The following is a 16,460-nucleotide window of genomic DNA, read 5'->3' as shown; positions in this document are numbered from 1 at the left end:
CCTCGGCGTAGGGACGCGCCCGTCGGGCGCGTGACGACGCGATGAGTGATCTCGAAGGTTACCTGATCGTCGAGACACGTGACGACCGGCCGGGGCTCGTGCGTGTCTTCAGTTCACCGCAGAACCCGACAACCTCGGATGTCGTGGGAACCGATTCGGCAGGGCCTCGTCTGCGCTACGCGGCCTTTTTTCCCGCACTCCACGTCGCCCGGATGCACGCACAAACGGCACTGCGGCGCAGCATGGTCGATGCGGAGGCCGGCCTTTACCGAACCGATCCGGTGACCGCGGCCGCCGCTGTCGATGCGATCGATTTGACCCATCAACGGGTCTATCTCGCGCCCGAGATCGAATCCGATCCGGGCTTCTCAACCGCGCGCGAACAGCGGCGAGGCCGTCGACGCTGGCTCAATCGCATCTGGACGGCTGTCGGGATCCTCGCGATCATCCTCCTCGTCCTATTCGCCCAGATCCCCGTCTTCTGAGTCCGGACCCATGCGTATCGTCGAGGTCATCGCAGATCAAAAACACGCCAAAACGCTTGCCGGCATGGCAAAGTTCTACGGCGCCGAGGATTTCTGGTGGGGCGGAGACGGTGGGGACGGACGGTGCAGCATCCGCATGCTGGTCCCGGACGATTGTCGGCAAGCGCTGATCGACTCGCTGCAGGACCTGCTTAAGGCCAACGACCGCGCACGCATCGTCGTTCAGTCCATCGACGCCGTCTTGACCCACGAAGGCCAAGGCGACAAAGATCTCAAGGAGGACAAGGCCAAGGCCGTCGCAGCCACACGCGAGGAACTCTACAGCCAGATCGCCAAAGGCGCCCAGCTCGACAGCAATTTTCTGGTCTTGACGGTCCTCTCGACCCTGGTGGCCGCCATCGGTCTGATCGAAAACAACGTTGCCGTCGTGATCGGCGCGATGGTTATCGCACCCCTGCTCGGGCCCAATATCGCACTCGCGTTCGCCACCTCGCTCGGCGACAGGGAGCTGACCTGGCGTGCCTTCAAGACAAACGTCGCCGGGATCGGCCTCTCACTTCTGATCGCCGTCGTGATCGCGCTGGTGCTGCCGCTCGGGCTCGACAGCCCCGAGATCCTGTCCCGCACGGATGTCGATCTCGGCGGCGTCGTCCTGGGGCTGGCCTCGGGTGCTGCGGCGGTCCTCTCGCTGACGACCGGCTTGTCCTCCACCCTGGTCGGCGTCATGGTCGCCGTTGCCCTGCTCCCGCCGACCGCAACCATGGGCATGATGTTGGGCGCGGGACGGTGGGAAGAGGCGCTCGGCGCCTTTCTGCTGCTGATCGTCAACATCGTCTGCGTCCTGCTCTCGGCGAAGGTCGTCTTCCTGCTCAAAGGGGTAAGACCGCGCTCCTGGACCGATCGCAACCGAGCCAAACAATCCAACGCGATCTATCTCTCGCTCTGGGCGATCCTGCTCGCACTGCTGATCGGCGTCATCCTGATCCGCGCCACCGGTTGGCACATCCCCTGGTAATGCTCAATCGTCGCTGAGAGGCGCAAACAAGAGATCGAGATCGGCCGGGCTCAAGACGCCGGACGCAGCACCGCCTCCGGCCAACATGGCGTCGGCAAGGGCCTGTTTGCGGGCTTGCAGATCGGCCACCCGTTGCTCGACGGTGCCCTCGGTCAAGAGCTTGTAGACGAACACCGGCTTGTCCTGACCGATGCGGTGCGCGCGGTCTGTCGCCTGGCGCTCGGCCGCCGGGTTCCACCAAGGGTCATAGTGGATCACGGTGTCCGCAGCGGTGAGATTCAACCCGGTGCCGCCGGCCTTGAGGCTGATCAGGAACAGAGGCACCTCCTCGGCCTGGAAGCGATCGACCGGACGATCGCGGTTGCGGGTGCGCCCGGTCAGCTTCACGAAGTCCTGATCCTCGCGCAGTCCGCGTTTCATCAGCTCCTCCTCGATCAAGGCCAGCATGCTCGTGAACTGCGAGAAGAGCAGCACGCGCCGACCCTCCTCGAGCAGCTTGGGCAGCAGCGTCATCAACAGTTCCAGCTTGGCGGAGCCTTTGACCCGGCGCGCACTCTCGAGCGACACCAATCGCGGATCGCAGCACACCTGACGCAACTTCAGCAGCGCGTCCAGGATGATGATCCCGCTGCGCGCAAGCCCCTTGCGGGCCACCTCCTCGCGCACCTTCTCGTGCAGCGCCAGACGCAGGGTCTCGTAGAGATCGCGTTGATCGTCGGCAAGGGGGACCTCGCGGATGATCTCGCTCTTGGGCGGCAGCTCGGCGGCGACCGTTTCCTTGGTGCGACGCAACAGGAAGGGGGCCACCCGCCGACGCAGCTCGTCCTGACGCACATCGTCGCCATGGCGCTCGATCGGGACTCGGAACAGCCGCCGAAAACGGCGCTCGTCGCCGAGCAGCTCGGGCATCAGGAAATCGAGCAGCGACCACAGCTCGCCGAGATGATTCTCCATCGGCGTGCCGGTCAGGCAGAGCCGATGGCGGGCGTTCAATCCGCGGGCCGCTTGTGCGGCCTTGCTGCGCGGATTCTTGATGTTCTGGGCCTCGTCCAGGACGAGCAGATGGAAATCCTGCTCCGCGAGTGCGTCCAGATCACGTGGCAGCAGCGGGTAGCTCGTCAACACCAAGTCATGATCGGGGATCGACGCGAACCGCGTGTGGCGGGTCGAGCCGTGCAGCGACAGGACCCGCAGGGCCGGGGCGAAACGCTCGGCCTCGCGGCGCCAGTTGAAGAGGAGACTCGTGGGCGCGACCACCAGGCTCGGGCGATCGGCCCGCCCGCTTTCCTTTTCAACCAGAAGATGGGCCAGGGTCTGCACGGTCTTGCCGAGACCCATGTCGTCGGCGAGGACACCGCCGAGCCCGTATTCGCGTAGAAACTGCAGCCAATCCAGCCCTTGACGCTGGTAGGGCCGAAGCTCGACGGTCAGCCCGACAGGCGGCGCGATCCCCTCCAGCCCCTGGAAGTCACGCAGCCTCCGGCCCCATTCGCGCACCGACTCCCCGCCCCGCCAGCGCATCGCCGGCGCCGCCGCCTCCAGCTCGGCGAGCTGTGCGGCATGGACACGCGACAGACGCAGACGGCCCTTGCTCCCCTGTGATCTCAGCGGACCCTCGGGGTCGTACAGCTCGATCAAGGTCGAGAGGATGGGCCGCAGACGCTCCACCGGCATCAAGATCAGCCGCCCGTCGGGTAGGCGCATCTGCAGGCGCGTTTCGGCGTCCATCGCCGCGAGCGTCCGCGTGGAGAGGTCCACCTGATAGCGCCCGATCATCTCCACCAAGAGCGGGAGCAGGTCGACCCGCTGTCCGTCGACCTCCACGCCCAACCCCACGTCGAGCCAACTCCCGCCCTCGCCCTCGGCGATGTCCATCTCCCAATCGCCGATCTCGGCGATCCGGAAATGGAATCCATCCTCGACCTCGACCCGCCAACCCTGCGCCGCGAGATCGGGCAGCTGATCCTGCATGAAATCGATCCAGGATTCGGGGTCGGCACGCTCGAGCCAGAGACCATCGGCGTCGGACGCCTCCGCGGCGCGATGGAAACCCGACGCCTCGAGCATGCCGATCGCCGCCTGTTCGGCTTCGGGTTGACGCTCCACCTCCACGAGCACGCCCTGCTCGACGCGACGCAGCACCGGCGCGCGTTCGCGTGGATCGACCGAGGTGCCGCCATAGGCGAAGTCGAGCACGGCATGATGTGCCCACTCGGGCTGACGCTGGATGCCCCAGTAGCGCCCCACGTTGCTTGCCGCCAGGTCGACGCTGCGCAGACGCAGCCGTGGAACGGGCATCTCCGATTGGCTGCGACGTCGCTCGGGGCTCTTGGGCAGGTGAACCGAGCGGCCCTTGAAACGCTCCCGCGCGGCTTGCTCCAACGCCTCCACCGACTCGGGCGCCACCACCGGGGCAGCGGCCAAGACACCCGCCTCGCAGTCATCCAGACCGGTCTCGAGCGGACCGCAGTCGCCGGTCTCCGGATCCAAATACCAGGGCGGCGACATCGGCAACAGCAAGAGCCCCCGGCGGTCGGCCTCGAGGATCAGGTGCAGCCGTGCATCCTCTGCGAGACGCCACTCCAGCCGCCCCGAGAGCGGACCCGCATCGCGCAGGACCGGGCCATCGATCGTGCGCAGATGACCACGTCCGGTCCGCACGATGGACTGCATGACATCCGCACCGGTCAGCGTGTCCAGATAGACCCCGCTCGGGTCGTTGCCGCCCCGCGCGATCGCGAGCAACCCCATGATGCGTTGATCCGCCGGACCGATGAAACTCGCTCGGGAAGAACCGAGGATGTTGAAATCCTGCGGTTTACCGTAACCGCCGGTGAGCAACTGCCGCACCTTCGCAGCACGCACCCGCGTGCGCCTGACCCCGAGGTACTCCTGCGGATCGATGAGATAGAGGATGCGATGGGGTTCCTCCTCGGGAACGCCCGACGCACGCTCGATCTGATCGAGCCAGCTCTTCAACTGAAACGGCAGCGCGCGCGCCGCGGCCGGCAAGGTTGCGCGCGTCGCTCGACTTCCCAACGACAACAACACGGCCGCCACGTGCTTGCAGTTGTACCCCACCGGACAGGAGCATTGTCCGACCACCGTGAGGGCGCCGTCGCTCCGCTCGCCGAGTTGCACAATGCACTGATAAATCCGCCCGCCCGAGCCCCGCACGCGCCCGGTCACGATCCCGCGCTCGGAATCGTGATCCGCGCTCAGCACGCGCCGCTCTTGGAGATAACGCCGGCCGCGTTCCAGGTAGGTCGGCGGGATCGCATGTTTCAGGGTTTCGGGGTCGAGCAGCAGTGGAGCGGAAGGCATCGCGTGTCTTGAGGGTTACAACGAGAAAGCCGCGAGCCTACAACCTCGTGCACGGGAGTGGAAGGCTCGGCACATCGTGGCGCTCGCCGATCGCCGATCGCCGATCGCGGTGTGAAGTTCGCCGCCGCATTCAGCATCCATTCAGCCTCCCCGTGAGAGTCTCGTGTCCGGAGGATGAGGTCCGCTCCTGCATCTGCGCATGACCGAACCTGTTTTCCAATGTGAAACGATGACTCGTCGGCGATACCGCCGTATCCAATCCGGAACCGGTTCGGAACCGATCGGAACCGAGACGGGCCACGCCGACAACTGCCGCGAATCACCGCCCCACGCGGGGCCGATGGGGTGATTCTCCCGAACGCACGCCCCGACCTCGGAGGCATCGATGCATTGCACAGCCGAACATGGATCTGAATCAATGGCGAGAATTGCCCTGTATTCACACGACACCATGGGACTGGGTCACCTCCGACGCAACCAGCTCATTGCCCAAACCCTTGCCGCATCCTCGCTTGACGCGAGCATTCTCACGATCGCAGGCGTGCACGAGGCCGGGCTCTTCGCCATGCCGCCGGGCGTCGACCGCTTGACGCTTCCCGCCTACCGCAAGGATCAAGGCGGAGGCTACGCCCCGCGCTCACTGCGTCTGGGGACGGCGGCCCTCACGGCGCTGCGTGCCCAGGTGATGGGCGCTGCGCTGGAGAGCTTCGAGCCGGATCTGCTGATCGTCGACAACGTCCCGCGGGGTGCACTCGAGGAGTTGAATCCCGTGCTCGAGCGCCTGAAGGCACGAGGACGGACCCGCTGCGTGCTGGGCCTTCGGGACATCCTCGACTCCCCGGAGCGGGTTCGCAAGGAATGGCGGCGCCGGATGAACATCTCGGCGATTCGCAAGTACTACGACGCCGTCTGGATCTACGGCGACCAAGCCGTCTACGACGCGACTCGCGAGTATGCCTTGCCGCCCGACATCGCCGAGAAGACCCGCTTCACCGGTTATCTCGACCCGACCCTGCGGCTCGGTCGGGCCGATGCCGAATTGCACCCGTCGCTCCCCGAGCGCTTCGCCGAGCAGCCGTTCACACTGTGCGTCGTCGGCGGCGGTCAAGACGGCCGCGCAATCGGCGAAGCCTTCGTCCAGGCACAGCTTCCACCAGGCGAGCGAGGGGTCCTCGTGACCGGCCCCTTCCTGCCCCCGGAGGACCGACGCCGCATCGCGGCCCTCGCGGCACACAACCCGCGCATGTCGGTTCTGGGGCTCCTCACCGAGCCCATGCGGCTGATCCAAGGCGCCTGCCGTGTGATTGCCATGGGCGGCTACAACAGCGTCATGGAGATCCTTTCGCTCGGAAAATCGGCGCTGGTCGTGCCCCGAGACCGCCCGCGCCTGGAGCAGAGGATTCGGGCCGAACGCCTGCGACACCTCGGCCTGCTCGATCTCTTGGGCTCGGAGGAACTCGACCCCCGCTCGCTGTCGCGCTGGATGCACGCGGACGCCCGGGCGCCACATGCGTCCGTCCACCCACGCGCGCAGATCGACCTTCTCGGTCTCGATCGGGTGCGGATCCTGGCCGGCGAGCTGCTCGGGCGCGCCACCCGCGTCCCGATCGATCCGCCGCGACCCGATCTCCGCGATTCAGGTTTCCGTCACACACCGAGGACCGACTATGCCATCGCCTCTTGAAAACCCACGCATCGGCTATGTCATGAAGCGTTATCCGCGCTACTCGGAAACCTTCATCGTCAACGAGATCCTGGAGCATGAGAAGGCAGGATTGCCGATCGAGATCTTCGCCCTACGCCCGGTCCGCGAAACCCATTTTCAGGACGCCCTGGCTGCGGTGCGTGCCCCGGTGACCTATCTCTCGGACGACAACCGACGGTCCCGACGACTTTGGTCGCTGATGACGGACGCGCGCGCCAGGCTGCCCGACTTCTGGCAGAGGCTCGACACCCTGGTCGGCCCCGAGGTCAACGCGGCGGACCCGGCAACCGAAGACCTGATGCAGACGATCGATCTGGCCCTGCACGCGCATGAACGGGGCCTGAGCCATCTGCACGCACACTTCGGCACCTTGGCGGCGACCGTCACGCGCGGGGCGGCGCATCTGGCGAACATCCCCTACAGCGTCACCCTCCATGCCAAGGATATCTATCACGAGAGCGTGGATCCGCAGGTCATGCGACGCATCCTCTCGGACGCCGCGGCCGTCGTGACGGTCTCCGACTACAACCGGATGCATCTGGAGGCAACCTACGGCGATGCCGCCTCCGGCGTCACGCGGATCTACAACGGTCTGGACCTGACGCGTTTCGACCTCATACCGGCGACGCGGGCCGGCGACGCGATCCTGGCGGTCGGCCGACTAGTGGAGAAGAAAGGCTTCGATGTCCTGATCGATGCCTGCGCGATCCTGCGCGAGCGCGGGGTGCGATTCCGCTGCCGCATCGTCGGCGACGGAAACGACGCGGCGAGTCTGCACGACCGGATCGAGCGGCTCGATCTCGGCGCCCTGGTCCAGCTGGAGGGGCCAAGGCCCCATGCGGATCTGATCGGATTGTTCCGCGAGGCGGCCGTCTTCGTCGCACCCTGTGTCGTCGCCACGGACGGCGATCGCGACGGGCTGCCGACCGTGCTGCTCGAAGCCATGGCGCTCGGGACACCCTGCGTCTCGACCGCGGTCACCGGTATCCCCGAGCTGATTCACGACGGCGAGACCGGTCGATGCGTGCCGCCGCGCGACCCCGAGGCGCTGGCCGATGCCTTGGAGCGCATCCTCGCGGATCCCGACCTCGGGGCGCGGCTTGCGACCCGCGCCAGGACTCGGGTCGAGCAGGCCTTCGACATCCGCCGCAACGCCGCCCGCCTGCGCGATGTCTTCGCGGCCGCGACGCGGACATCGGCGCGCGCAGCGACGGAGGTCGACTAGGCCATGCGTATCGCCTATATCTGCACCGATCCGGGCGTTCCCGTCTTCGGGTCAAAGGGCTCCTCGATCCATGTCCAGGAGGTCGTTCGTGGCTTCGCACGCACCGGCGCGGAGGTCACGCTCTTCGCCACGCGGCTCGGCGGAGACCCGCCCAACGACCTGCGCGGGATCGCGGTGCATCGACTGCCCTCCCCGCCCTGCGGCGAGCCGGCGGCGCGCGAGCTGGCGGGGCTGGCCGCCAACAGCGCGCTGCGGGCCGCCCTCGCCGAGCATGGCCCCTTCGACCTGGTCTACGAACGCTATGCGCTCTGGAGCCGGGACGCCATGGAATACGCCCGAGCGACCGGCCGGCCCGGCATCCTCGAGGTCAACGCGCCGCTCATCGAGGAGCAGGCCCGACATCGTATCCTGGTGCATCGCACCGAGGCCGAGCAGGTCGCGACCCGTGTCTTTGCCGCGGCACGCGCTCTGGTGGCCGTCTCGCCCGGGGTCGGTGCCTATCTGGCCGAGCAAGGTGTCGAGCCCGCACGCATCCATATCGTCCCGAACGGCGTCGACCCCGGCCGGTTTCGCGCCGTCGGGGCCTCACACGGACCAGGCGCCGCGACCCGCAGTGGCCGACCCTTCACGGTCGGATTCCTGGGCACTTTGAAGCCCTGGCACGGGCTCGGCGTCCTCTTGGACGCCTTCGCACGCGGCCATCGCGACGCCCCTGACCGACGTCTACTCATTGTCGGCGAGGGGCCGGAGCGCGGGATGATCGAGTCGGTGGCAGCACGGCTCGGCATCGCGTCTGCCCTCGTGCTGACGGGTGCCGTGGCGCCGCATCAGGTCCCGGGGCAGCTCGCCGAGATGGATGTCGCGGTCGCGCCCTATCCCGATCAGGCGGGTTTCTATTTTTCGCCGCTCAAGATCGTCGAATACATGGCCGCGGGGCTGCCGGTCGTCGCCAGTCGCATCGGCGATCTGCACCGGATCGTTCGACACGAGGTCAGCGGACTCCTCTGCCCGCCGGGCGATCCCGGCGCCCTCGCCTCCGCCCTCGATCGACTGCGGCGAGACCCTGCCATGGGCCGGCGGTTGGGCGCGGCCGGGCGCGAGGCCGTGCTCGGAAACCACACCTGGGACGCCGTGGTGGCCCGAATCCTCGATCTGGCCGGACTGCGGCCGCGACACCCATCACAACGCGAAGGGTACTCGGCATGAGTCGACGACAACGCCTGATGACGCTGACCCGCATGCTCCCGAGCCTGCTGCGCATCCTGCGCCGTTTCAGGCCCTATCTGCGCCCGCAGGCCCCGCTGCTCGCCGGGGCATTGCTCGCCTTGCTTCTGAGCACGGCCGCACGGCTGCTCGAGCCCTGGCCGCTGAAGCTCGTGATCGATCGCGTGGTCGTCGCGACGCCCTCGGGCGGCGTCTCGGGCATCGCCCTTATCGACGCACTTGATCCGACGACACTCCTGACCCTCGCCGCGATCGCGCTGGTCGGCGTCATCGCGGTGCGCGGCATCGCTTCCTATTTCAGCACCGTCGGTTTCGCGTTGGCCGGGCATCGGGTCCTGACCGAGGTGCGCAACGATCTGTATCGGCATCTGCAGGGGCTCTCGCTGTCCTTTCACGATCGCGCCAAGACCGGCGAGCTGACGCTGCGCATCATCGGCGACATCGGCATGCTCAAGGAGGTGACGGTGACAGCGATCCTGCCGCTCTTGGCCAGCAGCCTGGTGTTGGTCGGGATGATCGCCGTGATGCTGTGGTTGAACTGGCAGCTCGCCTTGGCGGCACTGCTGCCGCTGCCCCTGCTGTGGCTGACCACGCTGCATTTCGGCCGACGTATCCAGGCGGTGAGCCGCGAGCAGCGTCGGCGCGAGGGCGCCATGGCCGCGAAGGCCGCCGAGTCCATGGCGGCGATCCGCGACATCCAGGCCCTGTCGCTCGAGAAGGGATTCGCCGAGTCCTTCTGCTGCGAAGGCAACAGAGATCTGCGTGAAGGGGTCAAGGCCAAACGCCTGGCCGCCAATCTGGAGCGCACGGTCGATGTGCTGATCGGTGTGGCCTCGGCGCTGGTGCTCTGGCTCGGCGCCCGGCTGGTGCTGACGGGTGCGCTCACCCCCGGCGATCTGATCGTCTTTCTGGCCTATCTCAAGACCGCCTTCAGACCCGTCCGCGAGCTGGCCAAGTACACCGCACGCCTGGCCAAGGCATCGGCCGCGGGCGAGCGGGTCGTCGACCTGCTCGACGAGGAATCGGATGTGCAGGATCGCCCGGACGCGCGACCCGCACCGGCGTTCGCCGGGGCCGTGCGATTCGAACAGGTCACCTTTGCACACACCCCCGGCAAACCGGTGCTGGATCGCATCGATCTCGCCTTGAAGCCGGGCGAGCGGGTCGCGATCGTCGGCCCGTCCGGGGCGGGCAAATCGACCCTGCTCAGTCTCCTGCTGCGCCTGCATGATCCCACCGAGGGCCGCGTGCTCCTCGACGGGGTCGACATCCGCACCTACCGGCTCGCGTCGCTGCGTGCTCAGATGAGCGTGGTGCTGTCGGACAGCCTGCTGTTCGCCGCCAGCATCCGAGACAACATCGGGTACGGCGCGGCTGGTTCAGACACTGGTGCCGAACCTGGTGCCGATGAGGCCGCAATCATCCGGGCCGCCCGCTTGGCCAATGCCCACGACTTCATCGAGGCGCTTCCGAACGGCTACGACACCCTGGTCGGGGAGCGCGGCGTCACGCTCTCGAGCGGGCAGCGCCAACGCATCGCCATCGCTCGGGCGGCACTGCGACCGAGCCCGATCCTGATCCTCGACGAGCCGACCACCGGGCTCGACCGGCACAATGCGCAGGCCGTGATCCAGGCCCTGGAGAAGCTCGCGCAGGGTCGCACAGTCCTCATGGTCACCCATGATCTCGATCTGGCCGCACGGGCCGACCGGATCCTCTACCTGGAGGCAGGCCGTATCCGCGAGGAGGGATGCCACGCCGAGCTGCTGGCACGCGAAGGCGCCTACACCGCGCTCGTTCGGGGCCGCTCGGGTCCACCCTCACCGGCCTTGTCACCGGCCATCACACGCCCGATCGGAGCGGACTATGCTTTCGGACCCTGATCGCGCACTCGCGGCGCGCGACACCGCGCTGCCGGGACTCGGGCTCGTGTTGGACAGGGAGGCGATCCTCGACGCCGTGTGCATGGCCTGGCCGGATGATGGGATCACTTCGCTCGAGACCAGCTATCTGCGCTACAAACCCGGCACCAATTGTCTTGTCGGCTATCGTGCCCGCACCCCGCGCGGCCCGCTGCGGTTCCACGCCAAGGCCTTCGCCGACGCGCGGGATGCAGTCCGCCAAGCAGGCAAGGCGGCGAAAGCGGGCACGGGTGCGGGGATCTGCCTCATCGAGGAGCGCCGAAGTCTCCTCCGGCGCTTTCCCCTCGACCGTCGTCTCCCTGCGCTCGCCGCACTTGTCGATGCCGAGGCGCGCGGCTTGCTGATGAGCGCACTGGCGCCGGAGGCGCTCGAGCTCCGCCGCGCGGAGCTGGAGACCCTTCACTACAAGCCCGAACGTCGATACGTGGGCAAACTGTCCGTCGACGGGGGCGCCCGGGCGATCGTCAAGCTCTACGACGAGCGCGACTTCCCCAACGCCTGGCGCTCGGCCAAGGCGATCCGGGATTTCACTGCGTCGGAGCGGCTGCGGGTCTCCCGAGCGATCGGTCGCTCCAAGCAGCAGCGCGTCATCGTGAGCCGGTGGATACCCGGAGATCCGCTAAATGCATGGCTGCATGGGCCGGCTCACGAACCGAGTCCGATGCGGCCGGTCGGTGCCGCACTCGCCGCGTTTCATCGCCAAGCGCCGGGGTCCCTTGCACCGGTCATGCGCGAGCAGGAAGCCATGGCGGCCTTGGCGGCCGCCGATGCCGTGGCCGGGCTCCAACCCCGACTGGCCCATCTGGCGCAACGGCTCGCCTCGCGCATGGCATCGGCGCTCCTTGCGGCACCGGGTCAGCACCCATGTATCCACGGCGATTTCTCCGCCGATCAGATCCTGTTGGACGCGGACAGGGTCGCGATCATCGACTACGACCAAGCCGGATCGGGCGACCCCGCGGCCGATCTCGGAAGCTTCATCGCCCGACTCGAAGACGACTGCCTGGCCGGACGCCTCGCGTCGGCGCGTGCCGAGGAGATCGCCGCCGACCTGATCGAAGGCTATTGCCGTGAAGGCCGATGCGCGCGACCGGTCCGCACGGATCTTTACGTCGCGGCCGGTCTGCTGCGCCTTGCGCCGGAGGCCTTCCGCAGGCGCGAGTGCAACTGGCCGGAGCGGATCGAGCAGACGCTTCTGCGCGTGGAACATCTCCTCCGAGGCCAAACAGGAAGACCATCATTCGAACCGCACGCACCCCGACGGAGGAGGTCGACAGCATGAGGATGCCGACGCATGAATCGCGGCCGACGGTGGATTCGAGTGTCGCTCCGGTCGACACCCGAATGCCGATGCTGCCGCTCGCCTTGAGTCCAGCTCGGATGCAACGGCATCTCCGGGCCAGCCCTTCACTGAGCCGACGGCTCGATGCCCACGCGCCGGGGCTCGGCATTCAGGCCGTCCGAATGCGCCGGCATAAGCCCGGGATGCGGTGCCTGATCGAGTATCGCTTGGCGCCGAGCGCGCCGATCGGAGACCCGGCAGCGCTGGTCTTGCTCGGCAAGATCCGAGCAAAGGGTCTGGACCGATACAGTCATACGGTGCAGACCCGGCTTTGGCACCGGGGTTTCGGTCCCGACGCCGAGGATGGAATCGCGGTGCCCGAGACCTTCGGTGTCGTGCCCGAACTCGCCATGTGGCTGCAGCAGAAGGTCTCGGGGCAACCCCTCACGGAACACCTGACCGCCCCCGCTGATCCGGCATTAGCCCCGCGGATCGCCGCAGGGATCCACAAGCTGCACGGCACGGATCCGATGTCGGACCGCCGCCACACCCTGCGTGACGAGCTGCGCATCCTGCACCGCGCACTCGGGGAGGTCGCAACGCAACACCCCGGTTGGTCTGGTCGAATCGAGCGTCTCTTGGCTGCCTGCGAGCGTTTGGGCGGCTCGCTCGCGCCCGGCACCCCGTGCCCGAGCCATCGCGACTGCTATGCCGACAACCTCATCCTGGACGGCACCCGACTCTATCTGATCGATCTCGATCTCTATTGTCTGGCCGATCCCGGTCTGGACATGGGCAACTTCATCGGACACGTCACCGAGCTGAGTCTGCGCACCTACCGCGATCCGAATGCGCTGGCCGACCTCGAACTGGCCCTCGAAGATGCCTTCGTCCGCCTCGCCGGCGAGGCATGCCGGGCTGCGGTGAGAACCTACGCCATGCTGACGTTGGTCCGTCACATCGCGATCAGCCGCCGCATCCCGGAGCGGCGACCCTGGACGCCCGCGCTCCTGGAGCTTTGCGAGGAGCGACTCGGCGTCGCCTCGGGACGCGCGCGATAAGGTGATTTCCGGGAAATGATCGACCGTAAGCGCCGCAACCAGGACAAGTGGTCGAACGCTATACTCGTTGTCGTTGTCGTTGTCGTTGTCAGCCTCGATCATCGTTTTCGGCCACATCAGCAGTGTTCAGGTCACCGACCGCGACCGCCCGGGTACGCCGACTTCAGTCGGCCCCCGGGGAGGCGGACTTCAGTCCGCCGTGCGGGCGTGCTCGGGGGGCCGACTGAAGTCGGCGTACCCGGGTGTGGAACCGAAGTCTTGCGTCCGGTTGGGGAACCCAAGAGGCATGGACGAAAGGCGAGCGCATATCGCTCTGGACGCGGTTTAAGCCGCCCGAGCCTGTCTGACCTCGCCGCGATTCAGCGCGGACAGGACGGCACCCAGAGAGGCGGCCACCGTGTCGCGATCGATCGCCGCGCCGGCGATCCGCTGCGATCCAAGCTCCAGCTGGACATAGGCGATGGCCTCGGCATCCGTGCCCTCGCCGATCGCATGCTCCTGATAATCCAGGATGCGAACCGGCTGACCGCTCCAGCCCGACCAGGCATCCACGAAAGCGGCCATGGCGCCCTCCCCCTCTCCGCGCAGCCGATGCTCCCCGTCCGGTCCCGCGATGCGGGCCTCGATCACGTCGTGCCCGTTGCGATCCAGCCGATAGCCGAGCAGCCGGACCGGGGTTCGATCGACGACAAAATGGTCCATGAAGATGCGATGAATACTCTCGGAATCCATCTCCCCGCCGCGCCGCTCGCTCTGCGACTGGACCAATCGCGCCAGCTCGACCTGCATCCAGCGCGGCAGGTTCAGCCCGAAGTCGCGCTCCATGACGAAGGCGACGCCACCCTTCCCGGACTGGCTGTTGACCCGGATCACCGCCTGATAGCTGCGACCCAGATCACGCGGGTCGATCGGCAGATAGGCGACCTGCCAGGGCTCGTCCGGGCTCTGTCGCATCAGACACTTGCGGATGGCATCCTGGTGACTGCCCGAGAAGGCGGTATAGACCAGCTCGCCCACCCAGGGGTGTCGCGGATGCAGCGCGGTGCCGGTGCATTCCTCCACCACCCGGACGATCTCGTCCGGGTCGCTCAGGTCCAGACCCGGATCGATGCCCTGGCTGTAGAGGTTCATCGCCAGGGTCACGATGTCCAGGTTGCCGGTGCGCTCGCCGTTGCCGAGCAGCGTCCCCTCGACCCGATCCGCGCCCGCCAACAGGGCGAGCTCCGCCGCTGCCGCAGCACCGCCGCGATCGTTGTGGGTGTGCACCGACAAGATGATTGCCTCGCGCCGCGAGATGTGTGTCGCGAAATACTCGACCTGATCGGCGAAGACATTCGGGCTCGCGACCTCGACCGTCGCGGGCAGATTGACGATGCACGGCCGTTGCGGGGTCGGCTGCCAGACCTCCAGCACCGCCTCGCAGACCTCGACCGCATAATCCGGCTCGGTGGCCGTGAAGCTCTCGGGCGAGTACTGGAAGGTCCAGCGTGTCGCGGGCCGGCGTTGCGCCTCGCGCAAGACCCACTCGGCACCCTGACGGGCGATCGCCTTCACACCCGCGCGCTCCTGGCCGAAGACCCAATCACGCTGAACCGGCGAGGTGGAGTTGTAGAGATGGACGATCGCGCGCGGAGCACCCTCCAAGGCATCGAAGGTACGCCGGATCAGATCCTCGCGCGCCTGGACCAAGACCTGGACGGTCACGTCCTCGGGGATCTTGTCTTCCTCGATCAACCAGCGCACGAAGTCGAAGTCCGGCTGGCTCGCAGCCGGGAAACCGATCTCGATCTCCTTGAAGCCGAGCTTGACCAGAAGCACCCAAAGACGACGCTTCTGAGCGACACCCATCGGCTCCAACAGCGCCTGGTTGCCGTCGCGCAGATCCACACTCGCCCAGATCGGAGCCTGCTCGACGACACGGCTCGGCCAGCGGCGGTTCGGCAGATCCACTACCGGACCGCGACGATATTTTCGGGGGTCAAAACAGGTCATGCTGTTCTCCGGAGTCATGAGTGCGCTGCAGCCGTCAGCCGTCAGCCGTCAGCCGCCAGCCGCCAGCCGCCAGCCGCCAGCCGTCAGCCGAGTCGATGCGTTCGACTCAATGCTGTCAAAGCACATCCAATCGCTGATAGCTGATAGCTGATAGCTGATAGCTGATAGCTACCAGCTATTCCCAGCAGGCGGGTCATTCACGCCCGCGCCGAGCAAACGGCGGGGTGGAACCGCTTTGCCGTGCCCCGGTAGGGGACTTGGCCGCTCCCGTCCCGGTAAGGACTTGGAGCCTCATGGGCAGGTGCCTCGTGAGCCCTTGCCCGGGTCGCGGCTGGTTGGCCGACGGGGATAGAATAGGATCAAAAGGCACGCAGATGATTGCAAAACCGCCCTTCTAGCGGATCTTCTGCGCAAGGATCTACCACTCTTTTCGAATTCTTCGGCAGATCTCGAAACCACCACCCCGAACGACCCACCGGACGGAGCAACCCCGATGACGCTGGACCGCTACGACCGCCGAATCCTCGAAGAGCTGCAACGCGACGGGCGTATCAGCAATCAAGAGCTGGCCGACCGCATCGGGCTGTCGCCCTCGCCCTGTCTGCGACGTGTCCGGGCACTCGAGGAGTCCGGCATCATCCGCGGCTACGCAGCGCTGCTCGATGCCAAGACGCTCGGGCTCAACCTCATGGCCATCCTCAGCATCTCCATGGACAAGCACACCCCGGAGCGCTTCGAGCGCTTCGACGCCGCCGTCGCGGCCATCCCGGAGGTGCAGGAATGTCTCTTGATCACGGGACGCGACGCCGACTACCAGCTCAAGGTCGTCGTGCGCGATATGGATGCCTATCAGGATCTGCTGCTCAACAAGATCACCCGCATCGAAGGGGTCACCGGCGTGCACTCGAGCTTCGTCCTGCGGCGCGTGGTGGAGCGCGCACGTCTCCCGTTGGATTGAATCCGACGACTAAACCGCGTCCAGAGCGAGATACTCACTTTCGCGTGAGTTCGACGTTCGGTGCATCCGCGGCCCTTAGCGGGGACGCGGTTTAAACTCATCCTCAAGGGCGTGATGCGCCGGCGCGTGCGCACCAAGATTCGGATCGGCGCTCGCGACTTTCGCCGAGCAGCGCTCGGTTTGGATGGTTGGCTGAAACTCCATAGCGACCGAACACCGACCGCCCAAGCCAGCCGCATTCGCATGAATCCCGCCTCCGGCACGCCG

General features: G+C 66.8%; 11 protein-coding genes. 9 read left to right on the top strand and 2 right to left on the bottom strand.

The genetic code is table 11. From position 1 onward, the window contains the following. The first annotated feature begins 41 nt into the window (after positions 1-41). The gene (locus BDD21_RS17950; RefSeq protein WP_120798320.1) at positions 42-485 is read left to right on the top strand and encodes a hypothetical protein; all 444 of its coding nucleotides are present in this window, start codon (positions 42-44) and stop codon (positions 483-485) included. Positions 486-495: 10 nt separating this feature from the next. Further along, positions 496-1,500 (top strand): TIGR00341 family protein, encoded by a 1,005-nt coding sequence (locus tag BDD21_RS17945; RefSeq protein ID WP_120798319.1) that lies wholly within the window; start codon positions 496-498, stop codon positions 1,498-1,500. Positions 1,501-1,503: 3 nt separating this feature from the next. Here the strand turns inward: BDD21_RS17945 and BDD21_RS17940 are convergent, their stop codons facing one another. Next, complete coding sequence (locus BDD21_RS17940; protein WP_120798318.1) at positions 1,504-4,824, bottom strand: DEAD/DEAH box helicase; 3,321 nt, start codon at positions 4,822-4,824, stop codon at positions 1,504-1,506. A 418-nt stretch (positions 4,825-5,242) separates the two neighbouring features. Between BDD21_RS17940 and BDD21_RS17935 the strand changes: the two genes are divergently transcribed. Genes BDD21_RS17935 through BDD21_RS17910 form a run of 6 tightly spaced genes read left to right on the top strand, consistent with a single transcriptional unit; the run spans position 5,243 to position 13,243 of the window. Beyond that, positions 5,243-6,508: a glycosyltransferase family protein gene (locus tag BDD21_RS17935; RefSeq protein ID WP_211335092.1), complete on the top strand. Its 1,266-nt coding sequence runs from the start codon at positions 5,243-5,245 to the stop codon at positions 6,506-6,508. After that, on the top strand, positions 6,492-7,754 hold the full coding sequence (locus BDD21_RS17930; protein ID WP_120798317.1) for a glycosyltransferase family 4 protein: 1,263 nt from the start codon (positions 6,492-6,494) through the stop codon (positions 7,752-7,754). The genes BDD21_RS17935 and BDD21_RS17930 overlap by 17 nt, the downstream gene beginning before the upstream one ends. A gap of 3 nt (positions 7,755-7,757) precedes the next feature. Then, positions 7,758-8,960 (top strand): glycosyltransferase family 4 protein, encoded by a 1,203-nt coding sequence (locus tag BDD21_RS17925; protein ID WP_120798316.1) that lies wholly within the window; start codon positions 7,758-7,760, stop codon positions 8,958-8,960. Then, the gene (locus BDD21_RS17920; RefSeq protein ID WP_120798315.1) at positions 8,957-10,861 is read left to right on the top strand and encodes an ABC transporter ATP-binding protein; all 1,905 of its coding nucleotides are present in this window, start codon (positions 8,957-8,959) and stop codon (positions 10,859-10,861) included. The genes BDD21_RS17925 and BDD21_RS17920 overlap by 4 nt, the downstream gene beginning before the upstream one ends. Beyond that, complete coding sequence (locus BDD21_RS17915; RefSeq protein WP_120798314.1) at positions 10,845-12,182, top strand: phosphotransferase; 1,338 nt, start codon at positions 10,845-10,847, stop codon at positions 12,180-12,182. The genes BDD21_RS17920 and BDD21_RS17915 overlap by 17 nt, the downstream gene beginning before the upstream one ends. Then, complete coding sequence (locus BDD21_RS17910) at positions 12,179-13,243, top strand: phosphotransferase (protein ID WP_170164804.1); 1,065 nt, start codon at positions 12,179-12,181, stop codon at positions 13,241-13,243. The genes BDD21_RS17915 and BDD21_RS17910 overlap by 4 nt, the downstream gene beginning before the upstream one ends. 324 nt (positions 13,244-13,567) lie before the next feature. Here the strand turns inward: BDD21_RS17910 and leuA are convergent, their stop codons facing one another. After that, positions 13,568-15,235 (bottom strand): 2-isopropylmalate synthase, encoded by a 1,668-nt coding sequence (leuA, locus tag BDD21_RS17905; RefSeq protein WP_120798312.1) that lies wholly within the window; start codon positions 15,233-15,235, stop codon positions 13,568-13,570. A 493-nt stretch (positions 15,236-15,728) separates the two neighbouring features. On the opposite strand from leuA, the gene BDD21_RS17900 reads away from it, so the two are divergent. Next, positions 15,729-16,193, top strand: coding sequence for an Lrp/AsnC family transcriptional regulator (locus tag BDD21_RS17900; protein ID WP_120798311.1), 465 nt, complete (start codon positions 15,729-15,731; stop codon positions 16,191-16,193). The last annotated feature ends 267 nt before the right edge of the window (positions 16,194-16,460 follow it).

Source organism: Thiocapsa rosea (assembly GCF_003634315.1).
In the GTDB taxonomy this organism is placed as follows: Bacteria; Pseudomonadota; Gammaproteobacteria; order Chromatiales; family Chromatiaceae; genus Thiocapsa; species Thiocapsa rosea.
Note: the sequence above shows the minus strand (reverse complement) of the source record. Positions and strands in the feature narration are given on the sequence as shown.

Bases quoted from the DNA above. Each gene is read 5' to 3' on its own strand.
- BDD21_RS17900 (WP_120798311.1), top strand. From the start codon at position 15,729: ATGACGCTGGACCGCTACGACCGCCGAATCCTCGAAGAGCTGCAACGC.
- BDD21_RS17935 (WP_211335092.1), top strand. From the start codon at position 5,243: ATGGCGAGAATTGCCCTGTATTCACACGACACCATGGGACTGGGTCAC.
- leuA (WP_120798312.1), bottom strand. From the start codon at position 15,235: ATGACCTGTTTTGACCCCCGAAAATATCGTCGCGGTCCGGTAGTGGAT.
- BDD21_RS17945 (WP_120798319.1), top strand. From the start codon at position 496: ATGCGTATCGTCGAGGTCATCGCAGATCAAAAACACGCCAAAACGCTT.
- BDD21_RS17910 (WP_170164804.1), top strand. From the start codon at position 12,179: ATGAGGATGCCGACGCATGAATCGCGGCCGACGGTGGATTCGAGTGTC.
- BDD21_RS17925 (WP_120798316.1), top strand. From the start codon at position 7,758: ATGCGTATCGCCTATATCTGCACCGATCCGGGCGTTCCCGTCTTCGGG.
- BDD21_RS17940 (WP_120798318.1), bottom strand. From the start codon at position 4,824: ATGCCTTCCGCTCCACTGCTGCTCGACCCCGAAACCCTGAAACATGCG.
- BDD21_RS17930 (WP_120798317.1), top strand. From the start codon at position 6,492: ATGCCATCGCCTCTTGAAAACCCACGCATCGGCTATGTCATGAAGCGT.
- BDD21_RS17920 (WP_120798315.1), top strand. From the start codon at position 8,957: ATGAGTCGACGACAACGCCTGATGACGCTGACCCGCATGCTCCCGAGC.
- BDD21_RS17950 (WP_120798320.1), top strand. From the start codon at position 42: ATGAGTGATCTCGAAGGTTACCTGATCGTCGAGACACGTGACGACCGG.
- BDD21_RS17915 (WP_120798314.1), top strand. From the start codon at position 10,845: ATGCTTTCGGACCCTGATCGCGCACTCGCGGCGCGCGACACCGCGCTG.